The sequence below is a fragment of the Pseudomonas sp. P1_F1_2 genome, assembly GCF_056405815.1.
This window is the reverse complement of sequence record NZ_JBFUBK010000097.1, coordinates 41,993-58,030: the sequence shown is the minus strand read 5'-3', so window position 1 is coordinate 58,030 and position 16,038 is coordinate 41,993. Positions and strand designations below refer to the sequence as shown.

Below are 16,038 nucleotides of genomic sequence, written 5' to 3'. Positions count from 1 at the left end.
CGATTAACGCTTGCGCAGTAGCACGCTGCCAATCGAGTAACCGGCGCCAAACGAACTGAGCACCGCCAGGGAACCGGCAGGCAGATCATCCTGGTTCTTGTGAAACGCAATCACGGAACCGGCGGAACTGGTGTTGGCGTAAGTGTCGAGAATCACCGGTGCTTCTTCTTCGGTGGCCTCGCGACCCAGCAGTTTCTTGACGATCAGGTGGTTCATGCTGAGGTTGGCCTGGTGCAGCCAGAAGCGCTTCACGTCGCTGACGTTGAGCTGGTTTTCTTCCAGGTGCGTAGCGATCAACTCGGCAACCATTGGGCAAACATCGCGGAATACCTTGCGGCCTTCCTGCACGAACAGTTTGTCCTTGGCACCGATGCCCTCTTCCGCCGCGCGGTTGAGGAAGCCGAAGTTGTTGCGGATGTTGTTGGAGAACTTGGTCAGCAGCTTGGTGCTGACGATGTCGAACTGGTACTTGGACGTCGCCAGGTCAGCACGCTCGATGATCACCGCCGTGGCCGCGTCACCGAAGATGAAATGGCTGTCGCGGTCGCGGAAGTTCAGGTGGCCGGTGCAGACTTCCGGGTTGACCATCAGGATGGCCCGGGCCTGGCCCAGTTGCACGCTGTTGGCGGCCGCCTGAATGCCGAAGGTCGCCGAGGAGCAGGCAACGTTCATGTCGAAACCGAAACCCTGGATGCCCAGCGCTTCCTGGACTTCGATGGCAATGGCCGGGTAGGCGCGTTGCAGGTTGGAGCAAGCGACGATCACACCGTCGATGTCCGTAGCGGTCTTGCCGGCGCGTTGCAAGGCTTGTTCGGCGGCGCCGATGGCCATTTGGCACAGCACCGACCACTCGTCGTTCGAACGCTCCGGCAGGCGTGGTGCCATGCGTTGCGGATCGAGAATGCCGTCCTTGTCCATGACAAAGCGGCTTTTGATGCCAGAGGCTTTTTCGATAAACGCCGCGCTGGACTCGGTCAGCGCCTCGATCTCGCCATGGGCAATGGCCTGGGCGTTGTCGGCGTTGAATTGCGCGACGTAGGCGTTGAAAGACTGCACCAGCTCTTCGTTGGAGATGCTGTTGGCCGGGGTGTACAGGCCGGTGCCGCTGATGACGACGTTATGCATGGTCGTTTCTCTAATCTGTTCAGGCAGAAAGCATTGGCACCGACGTACCAACACACAAAGGGTCTATTCCCATCCGGGGGACGCAAACCTGGCATCGCTTTATTCCGACCTGCCCGCGGCCGTAGAGGCTCAAAACCGTGGGGCCGGTGTTTATAGGCGCGAAGTTTGCCATAAACGTTAGAATTTGGCGCCTTTTGCTGGATAAAGCACCTTCCTCAAACGCAAGGGCGTATCGGTAGGAGCACGGCTTGCCGGCGATGGCGTCCTTGAGGCCGCCATCGCGAGCAAGCTCAGCTCCTACAACCCGAGGGTTCTACGGTTCGACCTGGGTCCACTGTTTATTCAGGCGCTTGTCGGAAATCGGCACCTTCGTCCCCAATTGCTGGGCGAACAGCGAAACCCGGTATTCCTCCAGCCACCAGCGATAGAGCTCCAGCTGCGGATCGCGTTTGCCTTCCTGGGCATGTTTATTGGCGCGAGTCTGGTACTGGGTCCAGAGGCCGGACAATTCGCCGCTCCACACCCGGTCTTTCTGCACCTGAGCGCCCAGCTTCTCGAAACGCTGCTCGATTGCCTTGAGGTAGCGCGGCAATTCCTTGAGCCACTGCATCGGCGTCTCCCGAACGAAGCCCGGATACACCAGGTGACTGAGCTGCTGCTTGATGTCGTTCAGGGCCACCGCTTGCGCCAGGTCGATCTTGCCCTTGAAGCGCTTTTGCAGGCCATGCCACAGCTTGAGGATTTCCAGTGTCAGCTTCGCCAGGCGCTCGGCGTGTTCAGTCCAGCCGCCACGTTTGCGCTCGGCCAACGCCGCCAACCCGGCGCCGTCGCGCGGCAACGGGTCTTCACCGTCGAGAATGCAGCTGTCGAGGCTGGCCAGCAGAATGTCTTCCACCAGGCTATCGACGCGCCCCATGTCGCGGTACATCAGGCCCAGCTCAGTCAGGCCCGGCAACTTACTGCGCAGGAACTTCGCCGGTTCGGCCAGTTGCTGCATCAGCAAACGCTGCAAGGCGCGGCGATGCTGGAACTCGGCTTCGGCCGGCGTCGAGAATCGACCTTCCTTGACCGTGCCGCCCTCTTCCACCAACGCCGGATAAACCGTCATCGACAGCCCGGCGATCTTTTGCTGGGTTTTCTCGGCCACGGCGGCAAAGACTTTCGCCTCCACCGGCTGCTGGCTTTTCGCGGTTTGCGGTACCGCCAACGCCGCCTGACTGGCTTCGGCAAATCGTGCGGTCAACTCCGCCAGATCACGTCCTTCGCCCAGGAACTTGCCCTGGCCGTCGACGATTTCCAGGTTCATGCGCAAATGGCTATCGACCTGCTGCGACGCCTCCGCCCACGCTTCATCGCTGACCCGCGCACCGGTCATGCGCAGCAATTCACGGCCCAGTGCCTGAGGCAACGAGCCCTCGGCGAACGTCATGCGCTGCAACGCCGCTTTGACGAAGTCCGGCACCGGCACGAAATTCTTGCGCAGTGCCTTGGGCAGGTTACGCACCAGCGCGATGCACTTGGCTTCGATCACACCCGGCACCAGCCATTCCAGACGTTCCGGCGGCAGCATCGGCAATAGCGGCGCCGGCACCCGCAAGGTCACACCGTCGCGCGGATGATTGGGTTCGAAGTGGTAACTCAGCGCCAGCTCCAGATCGCCGATATGCAGCGTGTCCGGGTAATGCAGGGCGGTGACTTCGCTGGCCTCGCGAGCCAGCACGTCTTCTTCGCGCATGATCAGCAACTGCGGGTCTTTCTGGCTGTTGATCCGGTACCAGCTGTCGAAGGTCGCCGTCTGGTGGATCTCTGCCGGCAGCCGTGCATCGTAGAAGGCGAACAGGGTTTCTTCGTCGGCGAGGATGTCGCGACGACGGGCCTTGGCTTCCAGTTCGTCGAGTTGTTCCAGCAACTGCGCGTTGGCCGACAGGCATTTGGCTTTGGATTGAATCTCGCCGCGCACCAGGCCATCACGAATGAAAAACTCACGGGACACCACCGGGTCAATCGGCCCGTAATGCACCGGCCGCCGACCGACCACGATCAGCCCGAACAAGGTGATCTGCTCGAACGCCACGACCTGGCCGCGCTTCTTCTCCCAGTGCGGTTCGAAGTGGTTTTTCTTGATCAGGTGCCCGGCCAGCGGTTCGATCCAGTCGGCGTCGATCTTGGCGACCATGCGCGCGTAAAGCTTGGTGGTTTCCACCAGTTCGGCGGTCATCAGCCATTGCGGGCGTTTCTTGCCGATCCCCGACGAGGGGTGAATCCAGAAGCGTCGCTGGCGGGCGCCGAGGTAATCGCCGTCTTCGGTTTTCTGGCCGATCTGGCTGAGCAGCCCCACCAGCACCGCTTTGTGCAGTTTCGGGTAGTCCGCCGGCTCTTTATTAATGTGCAACTGCATGTCGCGGCAGATCAGGCTCAACTGACGGTGAGAATCGCGCCACTCGCGCAGGCGCAGGTAGTTGAGGAAGTTCTTGCGACACCAGTTGCGCAACGGGCTGGCCGTCAGCGCCTGGCGTTGTTCTTCGAAACCACGCCACAGATTGACCAGCCCGGCGAAGTCCGAGTCCACGTCTTTCCACTGCGCGTGCGCCTGGTCCGCCGCTTGCTGACGCTCCGGCGGACGTTCGCGCGGGTCTTGAATCGACATGGCGCTGGCGACGATCAGCACTTCCTGCAAACTGCCGAGTTTCGCTGCTTCCAGCAACATGCGGCCCATGCGCGGGTCCACCGGCAAACGTGCCAATTGACGCCCGAGCGGAGTCAACTGACTGTTGCGGTCCACGGCCGAGAGTTCTTGCAGCAAGTTGAAACCGTCGCTGATGGCTTTGCCGTCAGGTGGTTCGATAAACGGGAAATCGGTGATCTCGCCCAGGCGCAGGTGCAGCATCTGCAAGATCACGGCGGCGAGGTTGGTCCGCAGGATTTCCGGGTCGGTAAATTCCGGACGACCGATGAAATCGTCTTCGCCATAGAGGCGGATACAGATACCGGGCTCGACCCGACCACAGCGACCTTTCCGCTGGTTGGCGCTGGCCTGGGAAATGGCTTCGATGGGCAGGCGCTGGACCTTGGCGCGATAGCTGTAACGGCTGATGCGCGCGGTGCCGCTGTCGATCACGTAACGAATGCCCGGCACCGTCAGCGAGGTTTCGGCAACGTTGGTCGCCAATACGACTCGGCGTCCGGGGTGCGACTGAAAAATCCGCTGTTGCTCGGCCGGCGACAGCCGTGCGTACAACGGCAGGATTTCGGTGTGCTTGAGCTGGGCCTTGCGCAGCATGTCGGCCGCGTCACGAATCTCGCGCTCGCCGGGCAGGAACACCAGCACATCGCCGGGGCTCTTGCGCTCACTGCGTTCGAACGCGGCGATTTCATCGAGGGTGGCGAGGATCGCCTGGTCCACAGTCAAGTCATCTTCGACGCGGTTGCCCTCTTCGTCCTGCTCCAGCGTCAGCGGGCGATACCAGGTTTCTACCGGGAAGGTACGGCCGGAGACTTCGACAATCGGCGCGTCGTCAAAATGCTTGGAGAAGCGCTCCAGGTCGATGGTCGCCGAGGTGATGATGACTTTCAGGTCCGGGCGACGCGGCAGCAGGGTTTTCAGGTAACCCAGCAGGAAGTCGATGTTGAGGCTGCGTTCGTGGGCTTCGTCGACGATGATCGTGTCGTAGCGTTCGAGGTAGCGGTCATTCTGGGTTTCCGCCAGCAGGATGCCGTCGGTCATCAGTTTGATCAGGGTGTTGGAATCGCTCTGGTCCTCGAACCGCACCTGATAGCCGACCAGCGCGCCCAGCGGCGTCGCCAATTCTTCGGCGACCCGGCTGGCGACGCTGCGCGCCGCAATTCGACGGGGCTGGGTGTGGCCGATCAGGCCATGCTGGCCGCGACCGATTTCCAGGCAGATCTTCGGCAACTGAGTGGTTTTACCCGAGCCGGTTTCGCCGGCAATGATCAGCACCTGATGCTTGAGCAGCGCTTCCTTGATTTCGTCGCGCTTGGCGGCGATGGGCAGGCTGTCGTCGTAACGAATCACCGGCAGGCTGGCGCGTCGCGCCAACACCTGATCACAGGACGCCTGCAGGCGCGTCACCCACAGGGCCAGCTTGGCCTCGTCAGGTTTCTTGCGCAGCTCAAGCAACTGCCGCCGCAGCCGGTGACGGTCGGCGAGCATGGCGTGATCGAGGTTTTTCAGCAGTTTGTCGATGGAGGGCGATTCGTCGGTCATCAGGTACGCAATTCAGTCGTCTAGTGGCGCAGGGGGGCGATTGTCGCAGATTTAAAGGACGAACGAGATCCCTTGTAGCGCCGACGTTCGGTTCCGTAGCTGTCGAGCCCCGGCGAGGCTGCGTTCGGCTGCGAAGCAGTCGTCATTCGGACTACCCCGGTTTACCTGAAACACCGCGTGTGCTGATTTTACGACCGCTTCGCAGCCGAACGCAGCCTCGCCGGGGCTCGACAGCTGCTACGGGCGTGCGGGTCTGGTTATTCGTTATCGAGGCCTTTGCGTCGATACGGGAACACATCAATCACCTTCCCCGCCCGAATCGCCTCTTGCAGGCTTTTCCAATAATCGGCGTTGTACAACTCACCATGCAGCTGATCAAACAGGCGCCGCTGCCCCCAATCTGCAAACAGGAACGGCGGAAACTCCTCGGGAAACACATCCAGCGGCCCGATCGAATACCAGGGCTCGGACGCCATTTCGTCTTCCGGGGTGCGCGGCTGCGGGATGTGCCGGAAGTTGGCTTCAGTCAGGAAACAAATTTCGTCGTARTCATAAAACACCACGCGACCGTGCCGGGTGACGCCGAAGTTTTTCAGCAACATGTCGCCGGGAAAGATATTCGCCGCCGCCAGTTGCTTGATCGCCAGGCCGTAATCCTCCAGCGCCTCATGCACCTGCGCCTCGTTGGCGTTTTCCAGGTAGAGGTTCAACGGTGTCATCCGTCGTTCGGTCCAGCAGTGGCGAATCAACACGGTGTCGCCTTCGAGCGACACCGTAGAGGCTGCCACGTCGAGCAATTCCTCCAGGCACGCCGGATCGAACTTGCTCAGCGGAAAACGGAAATCGGCGAACTCCTGGGTATCCGCCATACGCCCGACGCGGTCAACGCTTTTGACCAAACGGTATTTCTCGATCACCGTGGCGCGGTCGACGTTCTTCGAGGGCGAGAAGCGGTCCTTGATGATTTTGAACACGGTGTTGAAACCCGGCAGGGTAAACACGCTCATGACCATGCCGCGCACACCGGGGGCCATGATGAATTGGTCGTCGGTGTTGGCCAGGTGATTGATCAGCGCCCGGTAGAACTCGGACTTGCCGTGCTTGTAGAAACCGATCGAGGTGTACAGCTCGGCGATGTGCTTGCCCGGCAAAATGCGCTTGAGGAAACCGATGAACTCCGCCGGCACCGGCACATCGACCATGAAATACGAACGGGTGAACGAGAAGATGATCGACACATCCGCTTCATCGGTGATCAGCGCATCGATCTGAATCCCGCGGCCTTCACGGTGCAGCAGCGGAATCACCAGCGGCCACTGTTCGTCCTGGGTGTAGATGCGCCCGACCAGGTACGCACCTTTGTTGCGGTAGAGCACCGAGGAAAACAGTTCGACGCTCAATTCCGGGTCCTTGCACACCCAGTCCGGCAGATTCTCGCGCAACTGCGCTTCGAGGCGGCTCAAGTCGCCGGCCAGATCAGCGTAATCCTCACTGAAACGGTAGTCGGCAAAAATGCTCGCGAGCATGCCGGACAACTGGCCCTGAGGTTTGTAGGTGCGGGTTTGCGCGGCGCGAGCCCGGCGCAGGCTTGGGCGGGTGGTGTGGATGAACATGCAGCCGTCGCTGATCAGGTCATGGCTGAACAAGCCGCAGAAGATCGAGTTGTACCAGGTCTCGGACAGTTCATCGTCGAAACGCAGGTCGATCAGCGTGATGTACGCGCTTTTGACCAGCGGCCAGCAACTGACATCCAACGTGTCGGCGTCAAACGCGATGCGCAGGCGCTCGACCGTTTCGCCGACTTTCTCTTCGTAAAGATTGATCCGCGCCGCCGACGCGATTTGCGTCTCCTGCCACTGGGCCTGTTCGAAGCGGGCCCGGGCGCCGTCGGTAATCTGACGGAAATGCTCGCGGTAATCGTCAAAGCCATCGAGGATCATTCGGGCGATATCGGCGGCTGGCCATTGCTGCGGCATGGTGAGACCTCTGCGGGAATTTTCGAGCCCTGAGCTTAGCCAGTGAACCGGGTCGAGGAGAAGCGTAATTTTCGGCCCGGATTGATTGCTCGTTTTTCGGTTGCCATCAATCGGGCGCTCGGCAACACTCTCGTCCCGATCAAGGAAGGAGTGCACCGTGAGCCCCGTCGATATCGTTCGTTTACTGTCACTGGCGGCCATTTGGGGTGCGAGCTTTCTGTTCATGCGCATCATCGCCCCAGTGATTGGCACAATCCCCACGGCTTTTTTCCGTGTGTCGATTGCCGCCGTCGGCCTGCTGGTGATTGTCGCGCTGATGCGCATCAGCTGGGATTTCAAAGGCAAGCTCAAGACCGTGATGTTGCTCGGGGTGATCAACTCCGGAGTTCCGGCGACCCTGTATTCCGTGGCCGCCCAAGTGTTGCCGGCCGGGTACTCCGCAATCTTCAACGCCACCACGCCGCTGATGGGCGTGCTGATCGGTGGGTTGTTCTTCCATGAAAAGCTCACCGCGGCCAAGCTCGGCGGGGTGTTTCTCGGGCTGCTCGGTGTTGGCGTGCTGACCCGTGCGGGCCCGGTGGCGTTCGACATGCAATTGCTGTTGGGCGCCCTCGCCTGCCTGATGGCCACGACATGCTATGGCTTCGCCGGCTTTCTCGCCCGCCGCTGGCTGGACCTGGCCGGTGGTCTCGACAGCCGTTTGTCTGCGTTGGGCAGCATGCTGGGTGCGACGCTGTTTCTGTTGCCGTTGTTCGGGTACAGCGCGATCAGCCAACCGCCGGCGAGCTGGGGTGGCTGGAATGTCTGGTTGTCGTTGCTGGGGTTGGGTCTGGGATGCACGGCGCTGGCGTACGTCATTTACTTCCGTTTGCTCAGCTCGATCGGGCCGGTGAGGTCGATGACCACGACCTTCCTCATCCCGCCGTTCGGGGTGTTGTGGGGCGCGTTGTTGCTGGATGAGCCGCTGTCCATGGCGCATATCTATGGCGGGGTGTTGATTGCGGCGGCGTTGTGGCTGGTGTTGAAACCGGCCAAAAAGGTAACCCAGTAATTTTGTGGTGCTGCTGATGACGCCATCGCGGGCAAGCCCGCTCCCACAGGGCTGGGTATTGAACACAGAATCTGTGCACGACACCCATCACTGTGGGAGCGGGCTTGCCCGCGATGGCGTCAGTTCAGACACTACAGAGGTGAATCGCTAACCTCCCCATCCACCAACCGCCGAATCCCCAGCGGATTGGCGTTTTGCAACGCCTCGGGCAACATCGCATCCGGGTAATTCTGGAAGCACACCGGCCGCAGGAATCGATCGATCGCCAGCGTCCCCACTGACGTTCCCCGCGAATCGGACGTGGCCGGGAACGGCCCGCCATGCACCATCGCCTCGCACACTTCGACCCCGGTCGGATAGCCGTTGAGCAAAATCCGCCCGACCTTTTCCTGAAGCAACTCGGCCAGCCAGCGGTATTCCAGCAACTCCCCGGCCTCACCAATCAGCGTCGCCGTCAATTGCCCGCGCAATCCGTGCAACGCCGCCGCCAACTGCGCCTGGTCTTCCACCTCGATGACGATAGTCGTCGGCCCGAAGACTTCTTCCTGAAGCAGTTCATCGCCCTTGAGCAACAGACTGACATCAGCCTTGAATACCTGCGGTTGCGCCTGATTGCCCGCTTGCCGTCTGCCTGCCAGGTGCGTCAGCCCCGGATGTTCGTGCAACTCCGCGAGCCCTCGGCTATAGCTGACCAGGGCACCGACGTTGAGCATGGTTTGCGCCGGTTGCTGGTTCATGCTCGCGCAAAAAGTTTCCAGGAAGGAGCTGAACTGCGGCGAACGCAGGCCAATGACCAACCCCGGATTGGTACAAAACTGACCACACCCCAGCGTCACCGAACCGGCCAGTTGCGCAGCGATTTGCTCACCGCGTACCGCAAGCGCTTCGGGCAACAAGAACACAGGGTTGATGCTCGACATCTCGGCAAACACCGGGATCGGCTGCGGCCGGGACGCGGCCAGCTGGCTCAGGGCATTGCCGCCCTTGAGCGAACCGGTGAAGCCCACGGCCTGAATCGCAGGGTGTTTGACCAGCCACTCACCGACGCCCCCGCCGTAGACCATGTTGAACACGCCGGCTGGCATTTCGGTGCGTTCGGCCGCCCGGATGATGGCGTCCGCTACCCACTCAGCCGTTGCCATGTGACCGCTGTGAGCCTTGAACACCACCGGACAACCGGCGGCCAATGCCGAAGCGGTATCGCCACCGGCGGTGGAAAACGCCAGTGGAAAGTTACTCGCGCCGAACACGGCGACTGGCCCTAAAGCGATGCGGTACTGACGCAGGTCCGGACGCGGCAACGGCTGGCGGTCCGGCAGTGCCCGATCAATTCGTGCACCGTAGAAATCCCCGCGACGCAGAACCTTGGCGAACAACCGCAGCTGGCCGCTGGTGCGTGCGCGCTCACCCTGGATACGCCCTGTGGGCAGTGCGGTTTCGCGGCAAACGGTGGCGACAAAATCGTCACCGAGTGCATCGATTTCATCGGCGATGGCCTCGAGGAATCGTGCGCGTTTTTCCGCGCTCAGGCTTCGGTAGATCGGGTAAGCGGCAGCCGCTGCTTGGGCGGCGGCAGACACTTCGGCTTCCGACGCCTGAATGAAGGTGCCCGGCAGCGGCTCGCCGGTCGTCGCATCAAGGCTTTGCAGGTGCAAGGTCCCATTGGCGCTGCGGCGACCGCCGATGTAGTTGTGTCCGAGTGGCAATGTCATGAGGCTTTCCTTTTGAACACTCAAAGCGCACGAACCTGACCGATAGCCAATGGCTGGGCACTTTCGCCGATACCGTTGACTAAAGGCGCGCCGAACTCGTCGAGGCTGATCTGGAAACGATCCCCCGGCCGGGTTTTGACCCCATCGGCAAACGACAACGTGGCGGTGCCGAAGTAATGCACATGGACATCGCCAGGGTGCAAAAACTGCGCATATTTGAAGTGGTGGAATTCAAGGTTGGCGAGGCTATGGCACATGTTGTCTTCGCCGCTGAGAAACTCCTTCTCCCAGATCGTTTCGCCGTTGCGCTTGATCCGGCTGGTACCTGCCAGGTGTTTGGGCAACTCACCGATGCGCAGTTCCGGCCCATAAGAACAGCAACGCAACTTCGAATGCGCGAGGTACAGGTAATTGCGCCGTTCCATCACATGGTCAGAGAACTCGTTGCCCAGCGCATAACCGACGCGATACGGCTGGCCGTCATCGCCGATGACATAGAGGCCGGTCAGCTCCGGTTCCTCACCGGCATCTTCAGCGAACGGCGGCACCGGGAAGTCCGCGCCGGGGCGCACGACGATGCTGCCGTCGCCTTTGTAGAACCACTCCGGTTGCGCGCCCACCTCACCGGCCGCCGGTTTGCCGCCCTCAAGACCCCACTTGAAGATGCGCATGGTGTCCGTCATGCCGGCTTCGACTGCGCCGTCATGCTGGTGCATTTTGTCCCGCGCCGAAGCACTGCCCAGGTGAGTCAGGCCGGTGCCGCTGATCAGGCAATGGGCCGGGTCTTCGTGGTCCAGCGGCGGCAGGACGCTGCCTTGGCGCAATAGCTGCGCATAGTCCGGGCCGGGCTCGGTGCCGCGCAGGGCCACTTCTTCTTGCAGGCTGCGCTGGCCGCGGATCGCCGCGAGCGCCAGTTCGCGAGTGTTGCGGGTGTCGCGCAGCACCTGAATCTGTGCCGCATCAACCAGGCCAACCTGGCGCTGCCCGGCGGTGTTTTCAAATTGAATCAGGCGCATGACGGCCTCCAGAAAGTCGGGGATGGCGCCGCAGGCATGCGACGCCTCAAGGTCACTCGATGATGTTGAAGTCACTCAGGTATTCATCGGAGATTTCCAGGCCCAGGCCCGGCGTGTTGTCGTCGAGCTGGATGTAACCGTTGACCGGTTGAGGCTCGCCCTTGAATACGTAGTAAAAGAGTTCGTTGCCGACTTCGACGTCGAATACCGGGAAGAACTCGGCCATCGGCGAGGCGGTGGTGGACATGGTCAGGTGATAGTTGTGCATCTGCCCGGCATGAGGAATGACCGGCACCGACCAGGCTTCGGCCATGGCGTTGATTTTACGTGCGGCGGTGATGCCGCCAACGCGGTTGGTGTCGTACTGGATCACGTCGACGGCGCGGCGCTCCAGCAGGTCTTTGAAACCGTATGAGGTGAATTCGTGCTCGCCGCCGGAGATTGGCATGATCCCCATTTTTTTCAGCTCGATGTAGCCTTCGATGTCGTCGGCGATCACCGGTTCTTCGAGCCAACGCGGTTCGAATTCGGCGAGTTTGGGCAACATGCGCCGCGCATATTCCAGGGTCCAGCCCATATAGCACTCGAGCATGATGTCGACGTCGGGGCCCGCCAGATGGCGCAACGCGCGCACTTGCTCGATGTTCTTGCGCATGCCCGCCGGGCCGTCTTTCGGGCCGTAGCCAAAGCGCATCTTCAGCGCGGTGAACCCCTGATTCAGATAACCCTGGGCTTCTTCGAGGAACAGGTCGAGGTTGTCGTTGGCGTAGAGCTTGGAGGCGTAGGTCCAGATTTTTTCCTTGGTGCGTCCCCCGAGCAACTTGAACACCGGTTTGTTCACGGCTTTGCCCATGATGTCCCATATGGCGATGTCGATCGCCGAGATCGCCGCCATGCCGATGCCTTTGCGCCCCCACGCGTGGCTCTGACGGTACATTTTCTGCCAGATGTATTCGTTGTCGAACGGGTCTTCGCCGATTGCAATCGGTGCCAGGTAGGTGTCGATGATTTCCTTGGCCACACGTGGCGCGAGGGCGCAGTTACCGATGCCGACCAGACCGGTATCGGTCTCGACTTCCACCACCAGCCAGCCGTGAAAACGGAACGAGCCCATGGCGTCGCCACGCTCGAACAGGATGTCGCTGGCGTTAGTGCAGAAGTGCGCCTGAGGCGGAACGACTTTGCCTTTCCACTCAAAAACGCGGGTACGGATTGCTTTGATTTTCATGAATACAGTTCCTTGCGCTGCCGGCTTCTTGTAGTTGTCAGGTCGTGTACGCAGAGCCGCTTGGGGGCGGGTTCCGGGCATTCGATGGAGCGACTTTAGCCAGCGCTCGGGGGGCGCGGATAATCACTTATGCGTATCCGGCGATAACCTGGGGTGATCGCTAAAAGTGTTTTTCAGATAGATAAAGTTATCGACCACACACAAACAACTGTGGGAGCGGGCTTGCCCGCGATAGCGGTTGATCAGGCTAGTACAGACACTATGGTAGTGACTGTCAGACCGCCATCGCGGGCAAGCCCGCTCCCACAGGGTCCAGGGTGGACAGGGGATTTATGATATTGAGATCAGGGATCAGTAGTTGTTGGTGCCCATCCGGCACGCAATCTCGAACGCCTGGCGAATCGCCCCGACATTCGCCTTGCCCTGCCCCGCGATATCAAATGCGGTGCCATGCGCCGGGGTGGTAATCGGAATCGGCAACCCGCCCTGCACCGTCACCCCACGAGAGAACCCCATCAACTTGATCGCGATCTGGCCCTGGTCGTGATACATCGTGACCACCGCGTCGAAGGCACTGGCATCGCCCTGCACCTTGAGGAAAATCGTGTCCCCCGGGTACGGCCCTTCCGCCGCAATCCCTAACGCCTGAGCGGTCCGCACGGCGGGGCCGATGATGTCCAGTTCTTCGCGTCCGAACGAACCGTTGTCGCCGTTGTGCGGGTTCAATCCACACACGCCGATGCGCGGCTTTTCCAGGCCATTGCGCTTGAGCGCGGTGTCGATCAACTGAATCGCTTCCACCACCCGCGCCTGGCTGAGCAGGCCCGGCACATCGGCCAAGGCGACGTGGGAGGTCACGCGTGACGTCCAGAGATTGTCGAGCACGTTGAACTCACAGAACGGCCCGTGAAAATCCAGCAGTTCGGCGAACCAATGCAATTCATCGCTGTGGGCCATGCCGGCCATGTGCAGCGAGGTCTTGTTCAGCGGCCCGAACAGCACGGCATCAGTGATACCGGCCTCGGTCAGGCGCAAGGCTTTCTCCAGGGTATCGAGGCTGTAGCGACCGCCGATGTCACTGGCTTCACTGCGTGCGAATTCGCCGACCGTGTCGCCGCGATAGTCATAGAACAGCGGCGTGTCATCGACGAACGACAGTTGCTCCAGCGACTCCACGCGACGGTAAGGAAACTCCATCCCGGCGATGCGCATGCCGCGACGCATTTCTGCCTCGTCGGCGATCAGGATCACATTGGCCTGACTGCGCACCTGGGGTTCGGCGAGCAGGCGTGCGATCAGTTCCGGGCCGATGCCCGCCGGGTCGCCCAGGACCATCGCGATGGTGGTTTTGTTCATGCTTCACTCCTCAAGGGTTCGGGCCATGTCCGGTCAATGGCGCAAGGCTCGCAGCGATAAACCTGCTGCGCATTGCTGTAGAAAAGACGTTGCTGATCGGCACTCGGAAAATCGGCAACGATGGATTTGAAACCGCTATAGATGTCGTCGAACGAGCCGCACAGGCTGTCCACGGGGAAGTTGCTGGCGAACATCGCGCGGTCGCAGCCGAACATCGCTATGACTTCGCGCACGATCCAGGCGTTGTCCTTGGCGCGCCAACGCTGACCGCCCTGCCCCAGGCCGGAAATTTTCACCTGCACATTTGGCCATTGCGCCAGCCGCGCCATCGCCAGGCGCCAACCTGCGAGGCCTTCGGCACTGCGGTCGTTGGGCAATCCGGCGTGGTTGAGAATCAGCGTGGTGCCGGGAAAGTCCCGGGCCAGGCGTTCAGCTTCGTGCAAATTCCACCAGGGGGTCTGAAGGTCGAAATGCAGGCCCAGGCCTTCGAGCACGGCGTAGCTGCGGCGCCAGTGTTCGTCGCTCATCAAGCTACGCATGTGCCCAACCTGCTCCGGCGCGATCGGGCCGCCGGGTTTGTGGCGCACGCTGCGCACGCACTTGAAATTCGCTTGCTCGGTCAGCACTGCGATGGCGTCCGGATGGTCGAGCCAGGCTTGTGCGACGATCGCGTTCGGCACGCCATAGCGAGCGGCCAGTCCCTCGATGAAACGGGTTTCGCCAATCGGGTCTTGCGGGTTCCATTCGGTCTCGACATACACCGTTTGCACGACGTTATGGGCACCGGCATCGGCGAAGTAGTCATCGGGAAAATAGCGACGCTTGATCGCGCTGTAATCACCGTAGCGAAATGGGATGTTGGCCTCAGGCGCCAACCAAGGATGGTCATTGATCGCCGGGTCCCAGAAATGGTGATGCGCGTCTACGATCGGGCCGTCCCACACCTTAGTCATGACGCACCTCATCCAGGCTGATAAACAATGTGGCCAACACGAAGACCGCCGAGCACGCTGCAAAGAACCCCAGCACCGGCGCGAAACCGCCGGCCATTTGCACAATGACGCCCACCAGAATCGGCACCGCGATACCGCCCGTGCTGCCGGCCATGTTCATCACGCCGCCGATCAAACCGACCCTGGCCGGGGCTGCCAGCAATGCCGGAAAGCTCCAGTAAAGACTGCCCCACATCAGGAAAAACGCCGTCATGGCCAGCAACGCCACGGCGGCAAAAGGATCGCTCAGGGTCGGCAGCAACAGGAACGCTCCCAACGCCACGACACCGGAAAACGCCAGCAGACTCTTGACCGCCACACCGCGGCTCACACCTTTGCGAATCAGACCGTCGCAGAGGAAACCACCGGTCAACGACCCCAACGCACCGCAGATGAAAATCACGAACGTCGCCGCGCCAATGCCCTTGATATCGAAGCCGCGAGCCTGCGCCAGGTAACTCGGGCCCCAGGTCAGCAAGCCGAAATAGACCATCGCCCAACTGGCGCGACCGATCAGCAGCCCCGTCAGTGAACGGGCCGCGATGCCCAGGCCCTTGACCGGCGCACGGGCGGCTTCGGCAGCCGGCGTGGCGCGTCCGGCGTTGATCTTCTCCAGCTCCAGGGCATTCACTTGTGGATGCGTGGCCGGGTCATCGCGCAGATAACGCCGCGCCAGCCATGCCAGTACCAGAGTGGCGATGCCGGCAATCACGAAGGCCAGGCGCCACGAGTCCAGCGAAGCAATCAGGTAGGCAATGATCAAACCACCCACGGCCACGCCCAACGGGCTGCCACTGTCCATCAACACCGCGCCGCGACTGCGCTCACTCGGCGCCAGCCACAGAGAAATCAGTTTGCCGCCGGAGGGAAACAAGGGCGCCTCGGCGGCACCGAGTGCGACGCGGGCGAACAGCAGCGACACGCCGCCCGTGGCAAAAGCCGCGATGACCTGGAAAGTCCCCCACAACCCCGTGGACCAACTGATCACCCGGTGCGGACCGAAACGGTCAATCAGCCAGCCGCCGGGAATCTGCAACAGCGCATACGCCCAGAAGAAGCTGCTGAGGATCAGCCCTTGCAGGCTTGGCGACAGGGAAAACTCATGGGCAATGGTCGGCATCGCAATGGACAGCGACACCCGGTCGATCAGGTTGACCATGGTCAACGCAAAAATGATCGCAAAGATCCGCCAGCGTACGCTGCTGGCTTTGCTCGCACCGGAGAGCGGGACAGCCGCTGCCGTTGATTGAACACCTGCTGATTGAACACCAGAGTTGTGCAGATGCAGGGAAGCACTGGGACGAGCCATGGTGCGTACCTCGATTTATTATTCTTGTGGTGACGACATGCCGCTGCG

General features: G+C 61.1%; 10 protein-coding genes. 1 reads left to right on the top strand and 9 read right to left on the bottom strand.

Annotated elements, in window-relative coordinates:
* Positions 1 to 3: 3 nt before the first annotated feature.
* From AC1D2P_RS23955 to aceK, 3 genes are all read right to left on the bottom strand, one after another.
* On the bottom strand, positions 4 to 1,125 hold the full coding sequence (locus AC1D2P_RS23955; protein WP_477758087.1) for a beta-ketoacyl-ACP synthase III: 1,122 nt from the start codon (positions 1,123 to 1,125) through the stop codon (positions 4 to 6).
* Positions 1,126 to 1,438: 313 nt separating this feature from the next.
* Positions 1,439 to 5,350, bottom strand: coding sequence for an ATP-dependent RNA helicase HrpA (gene hrpA, locus AC1D2P_RS23950; RefSeq protein ID WP_477758086.1), 3,912 nt, complete (start codon positions 5,348 to 5,350; stop codon positions 1,439 to 1,441).
* A gap of 257 nt (positions 5,351 to 5,607) precedes the next feature.
* Positions 5,608 to 7,326: a bifunctional isocitrate dehydrogenase kinase/phosphatase gene (gene aceK / locus AC1D2P_RS23945; RefSeq protein WP_046033324.1), complete on the bottom strand. Its 1,719-nt coding sequence runs from the start codon at positions 7,324 to 7,326 to the stop codon at positions 5,608 to 5,610.
* A gap of 157 nt (positions 7,327 to 7,483) precedes the next feature.
* Between aceK and AC1D2P_RS23940 the strand changes: the two genes are divergently transcribed.
* Positions 7,484 to 8,377, top strand: a complete 894-nt coding sequence (locus AC1D2P_RS23940) for a DMT family transporter (protein WP_477758085.1) — start codon at positions 7,484 to 7,486, stop codon at positions 8,375 to 8,377.
* A gap of 131 nt (positions 8,378 to 8,508) precedes the next feature.
* On the opposite strand, the gene AC1D2P_RS23935 is transcribed toward AC1D2P_RS23940, so the two are convergent.
* The 6 genes from AC1D2P_RS23935 to AC1D2P_RS23910 form a co-directional block, all read right to left on the bottom strand.
* Positions 8,509 to 10,089, bottom strand: a complete 1,581-nt coding sequence (locus AC1D2P_RS23935) for an aldehyde dehydrogenase (NADP(+)) (protein WP_477758084.1) — start codon at positions 10,087 to 10,089, stop codon at positions 8,509 to 8,511.
* A 20-nt stretch (positions 10,090 to 10,109) separates the two neighbouring features.
* A complete protein-coding gene (gene araD1, locus AC1D2P_RS23930; protein WP_477758083.1) occupies positions 10,110 to 11,105 on the bottom strand; it encodes an AraD1 family protein in 996 nt (331 codons plus the stop codon).
* Between the two features lie 52 nt (positions 11,106 to 11,157).
* On the bottom strand, positions 11,158 to 12,333 hold the full coding sequence (locus AC1D2P_RS23925; protein WP_046033320.1) for an L-rhamnonate dehydratase: 1,176 nt from the start codon (positions 12,331 to 12,333) through the stop codon (positions 11,158 to 11,160).
* 351 nt (positions 12,334 to 12,684) lie between these two features.
* Positions 12,685 to 13,689 (bottom strand): 4-hydroxythreonine-4-phosphate dehydrogenase PdxA, encoded by a 1,005-nt coding sequence (locus AC1D2P_RS23920; protein ID WP_223522420.1) that lies wholly within the window; start codon positions 13,687 to 13,689, stop codon positions 12,685 to 12,687.
* Positions 13,686 to 14,642 carry an amidohydrolase family protein gene (locus AC1D2P_RS23915; protein ID WP_223522419.1) on the bottom strand — a complete coding sequence of 319 codons (957 nt, stop codon included), beginning with the start codon at positions 14,640 to 14,642 and terminating at the stop codon, positions 13,686 to 13,688. The genes AC1D2P_RS23920 and AC1D2P_RS23915 overlap by 4 nt, the downstream gene beginning before the upstream one ends.
* Entirely contained in the window at positions 14,635 to 15,990 is a 1,356-nt protein-coding gene (locus AC1D2P_RS23910; RefSeq protein WP_477758082.1) for an MFS transporter, read from the bottom strand. Before AC1D2P_RS23910 ends, AC1D2P_RS23915 begins: the two co-directional genes overlap by 8 nt.
* Positions 15,991 to 16,038 lie beyond the last annotated feature (48 nt).

Bases quoted from the DNA above. Each gene is read 5' to 3' on its own strand.
- AC1D2P_RS23955 (WP_477758087.1), bottom strand. From the start codon at position 1,125: ATGCATAACGTCGTCATCAGCGGCACCGGCCTGTACACCCCGGCCAAC.
- hrpA (WP_477758086.1), bottom strand. From the start codon at position 5,350: ATGACCGACGAATCGCCCTCCATCGACAAACTGCTGAAAAACCTCGAT.
- AC1D2P_RS23935 (WP_477758084.1), bottom strand. From the start codon at position 10,089: ATGACATTGCCACTCGGACACAACTACATCGGCGGTCGCCGCAGCGCC.
- araD1 (WP_477758083.1), bottom strand. From the start codon at position 11,105: ATGCGCCTGATTCAATTTGAAAACACCGCCGGGCAGCGCCAGGTTGGC.
- AC1D2P_RS23925 (WP_046033320.1), bottom strand. From the start codon at position 12,333: ATGAAAATCAAAGCAATCCGTACCCGCGTTTTTGAGTGGAAAGGCAAA.
- AC1D2P_RS23920 (WP_223522420.1), bottom strand. From the start codon at position 13,689: ATGAACAAAACCACCATCGCGATGGTCCTGGGCGACCCGGCGGGCATC.
- AC1D2P_RS23915 (WP_223522419.1), bottom strand. From the start codon at position 14,642: ATGACTAAGGTGTGGGACGGCCCGATCGTAGACGCGCATCACCATTTC.
- AC1D2P_RS23910 (WP_477758082.1), bottom strand. From the start codon at position 15,990: ATGGCTCGTCCCAGTGCTTCCCTGCATCTGCACAACTCTGGTGTTCAA.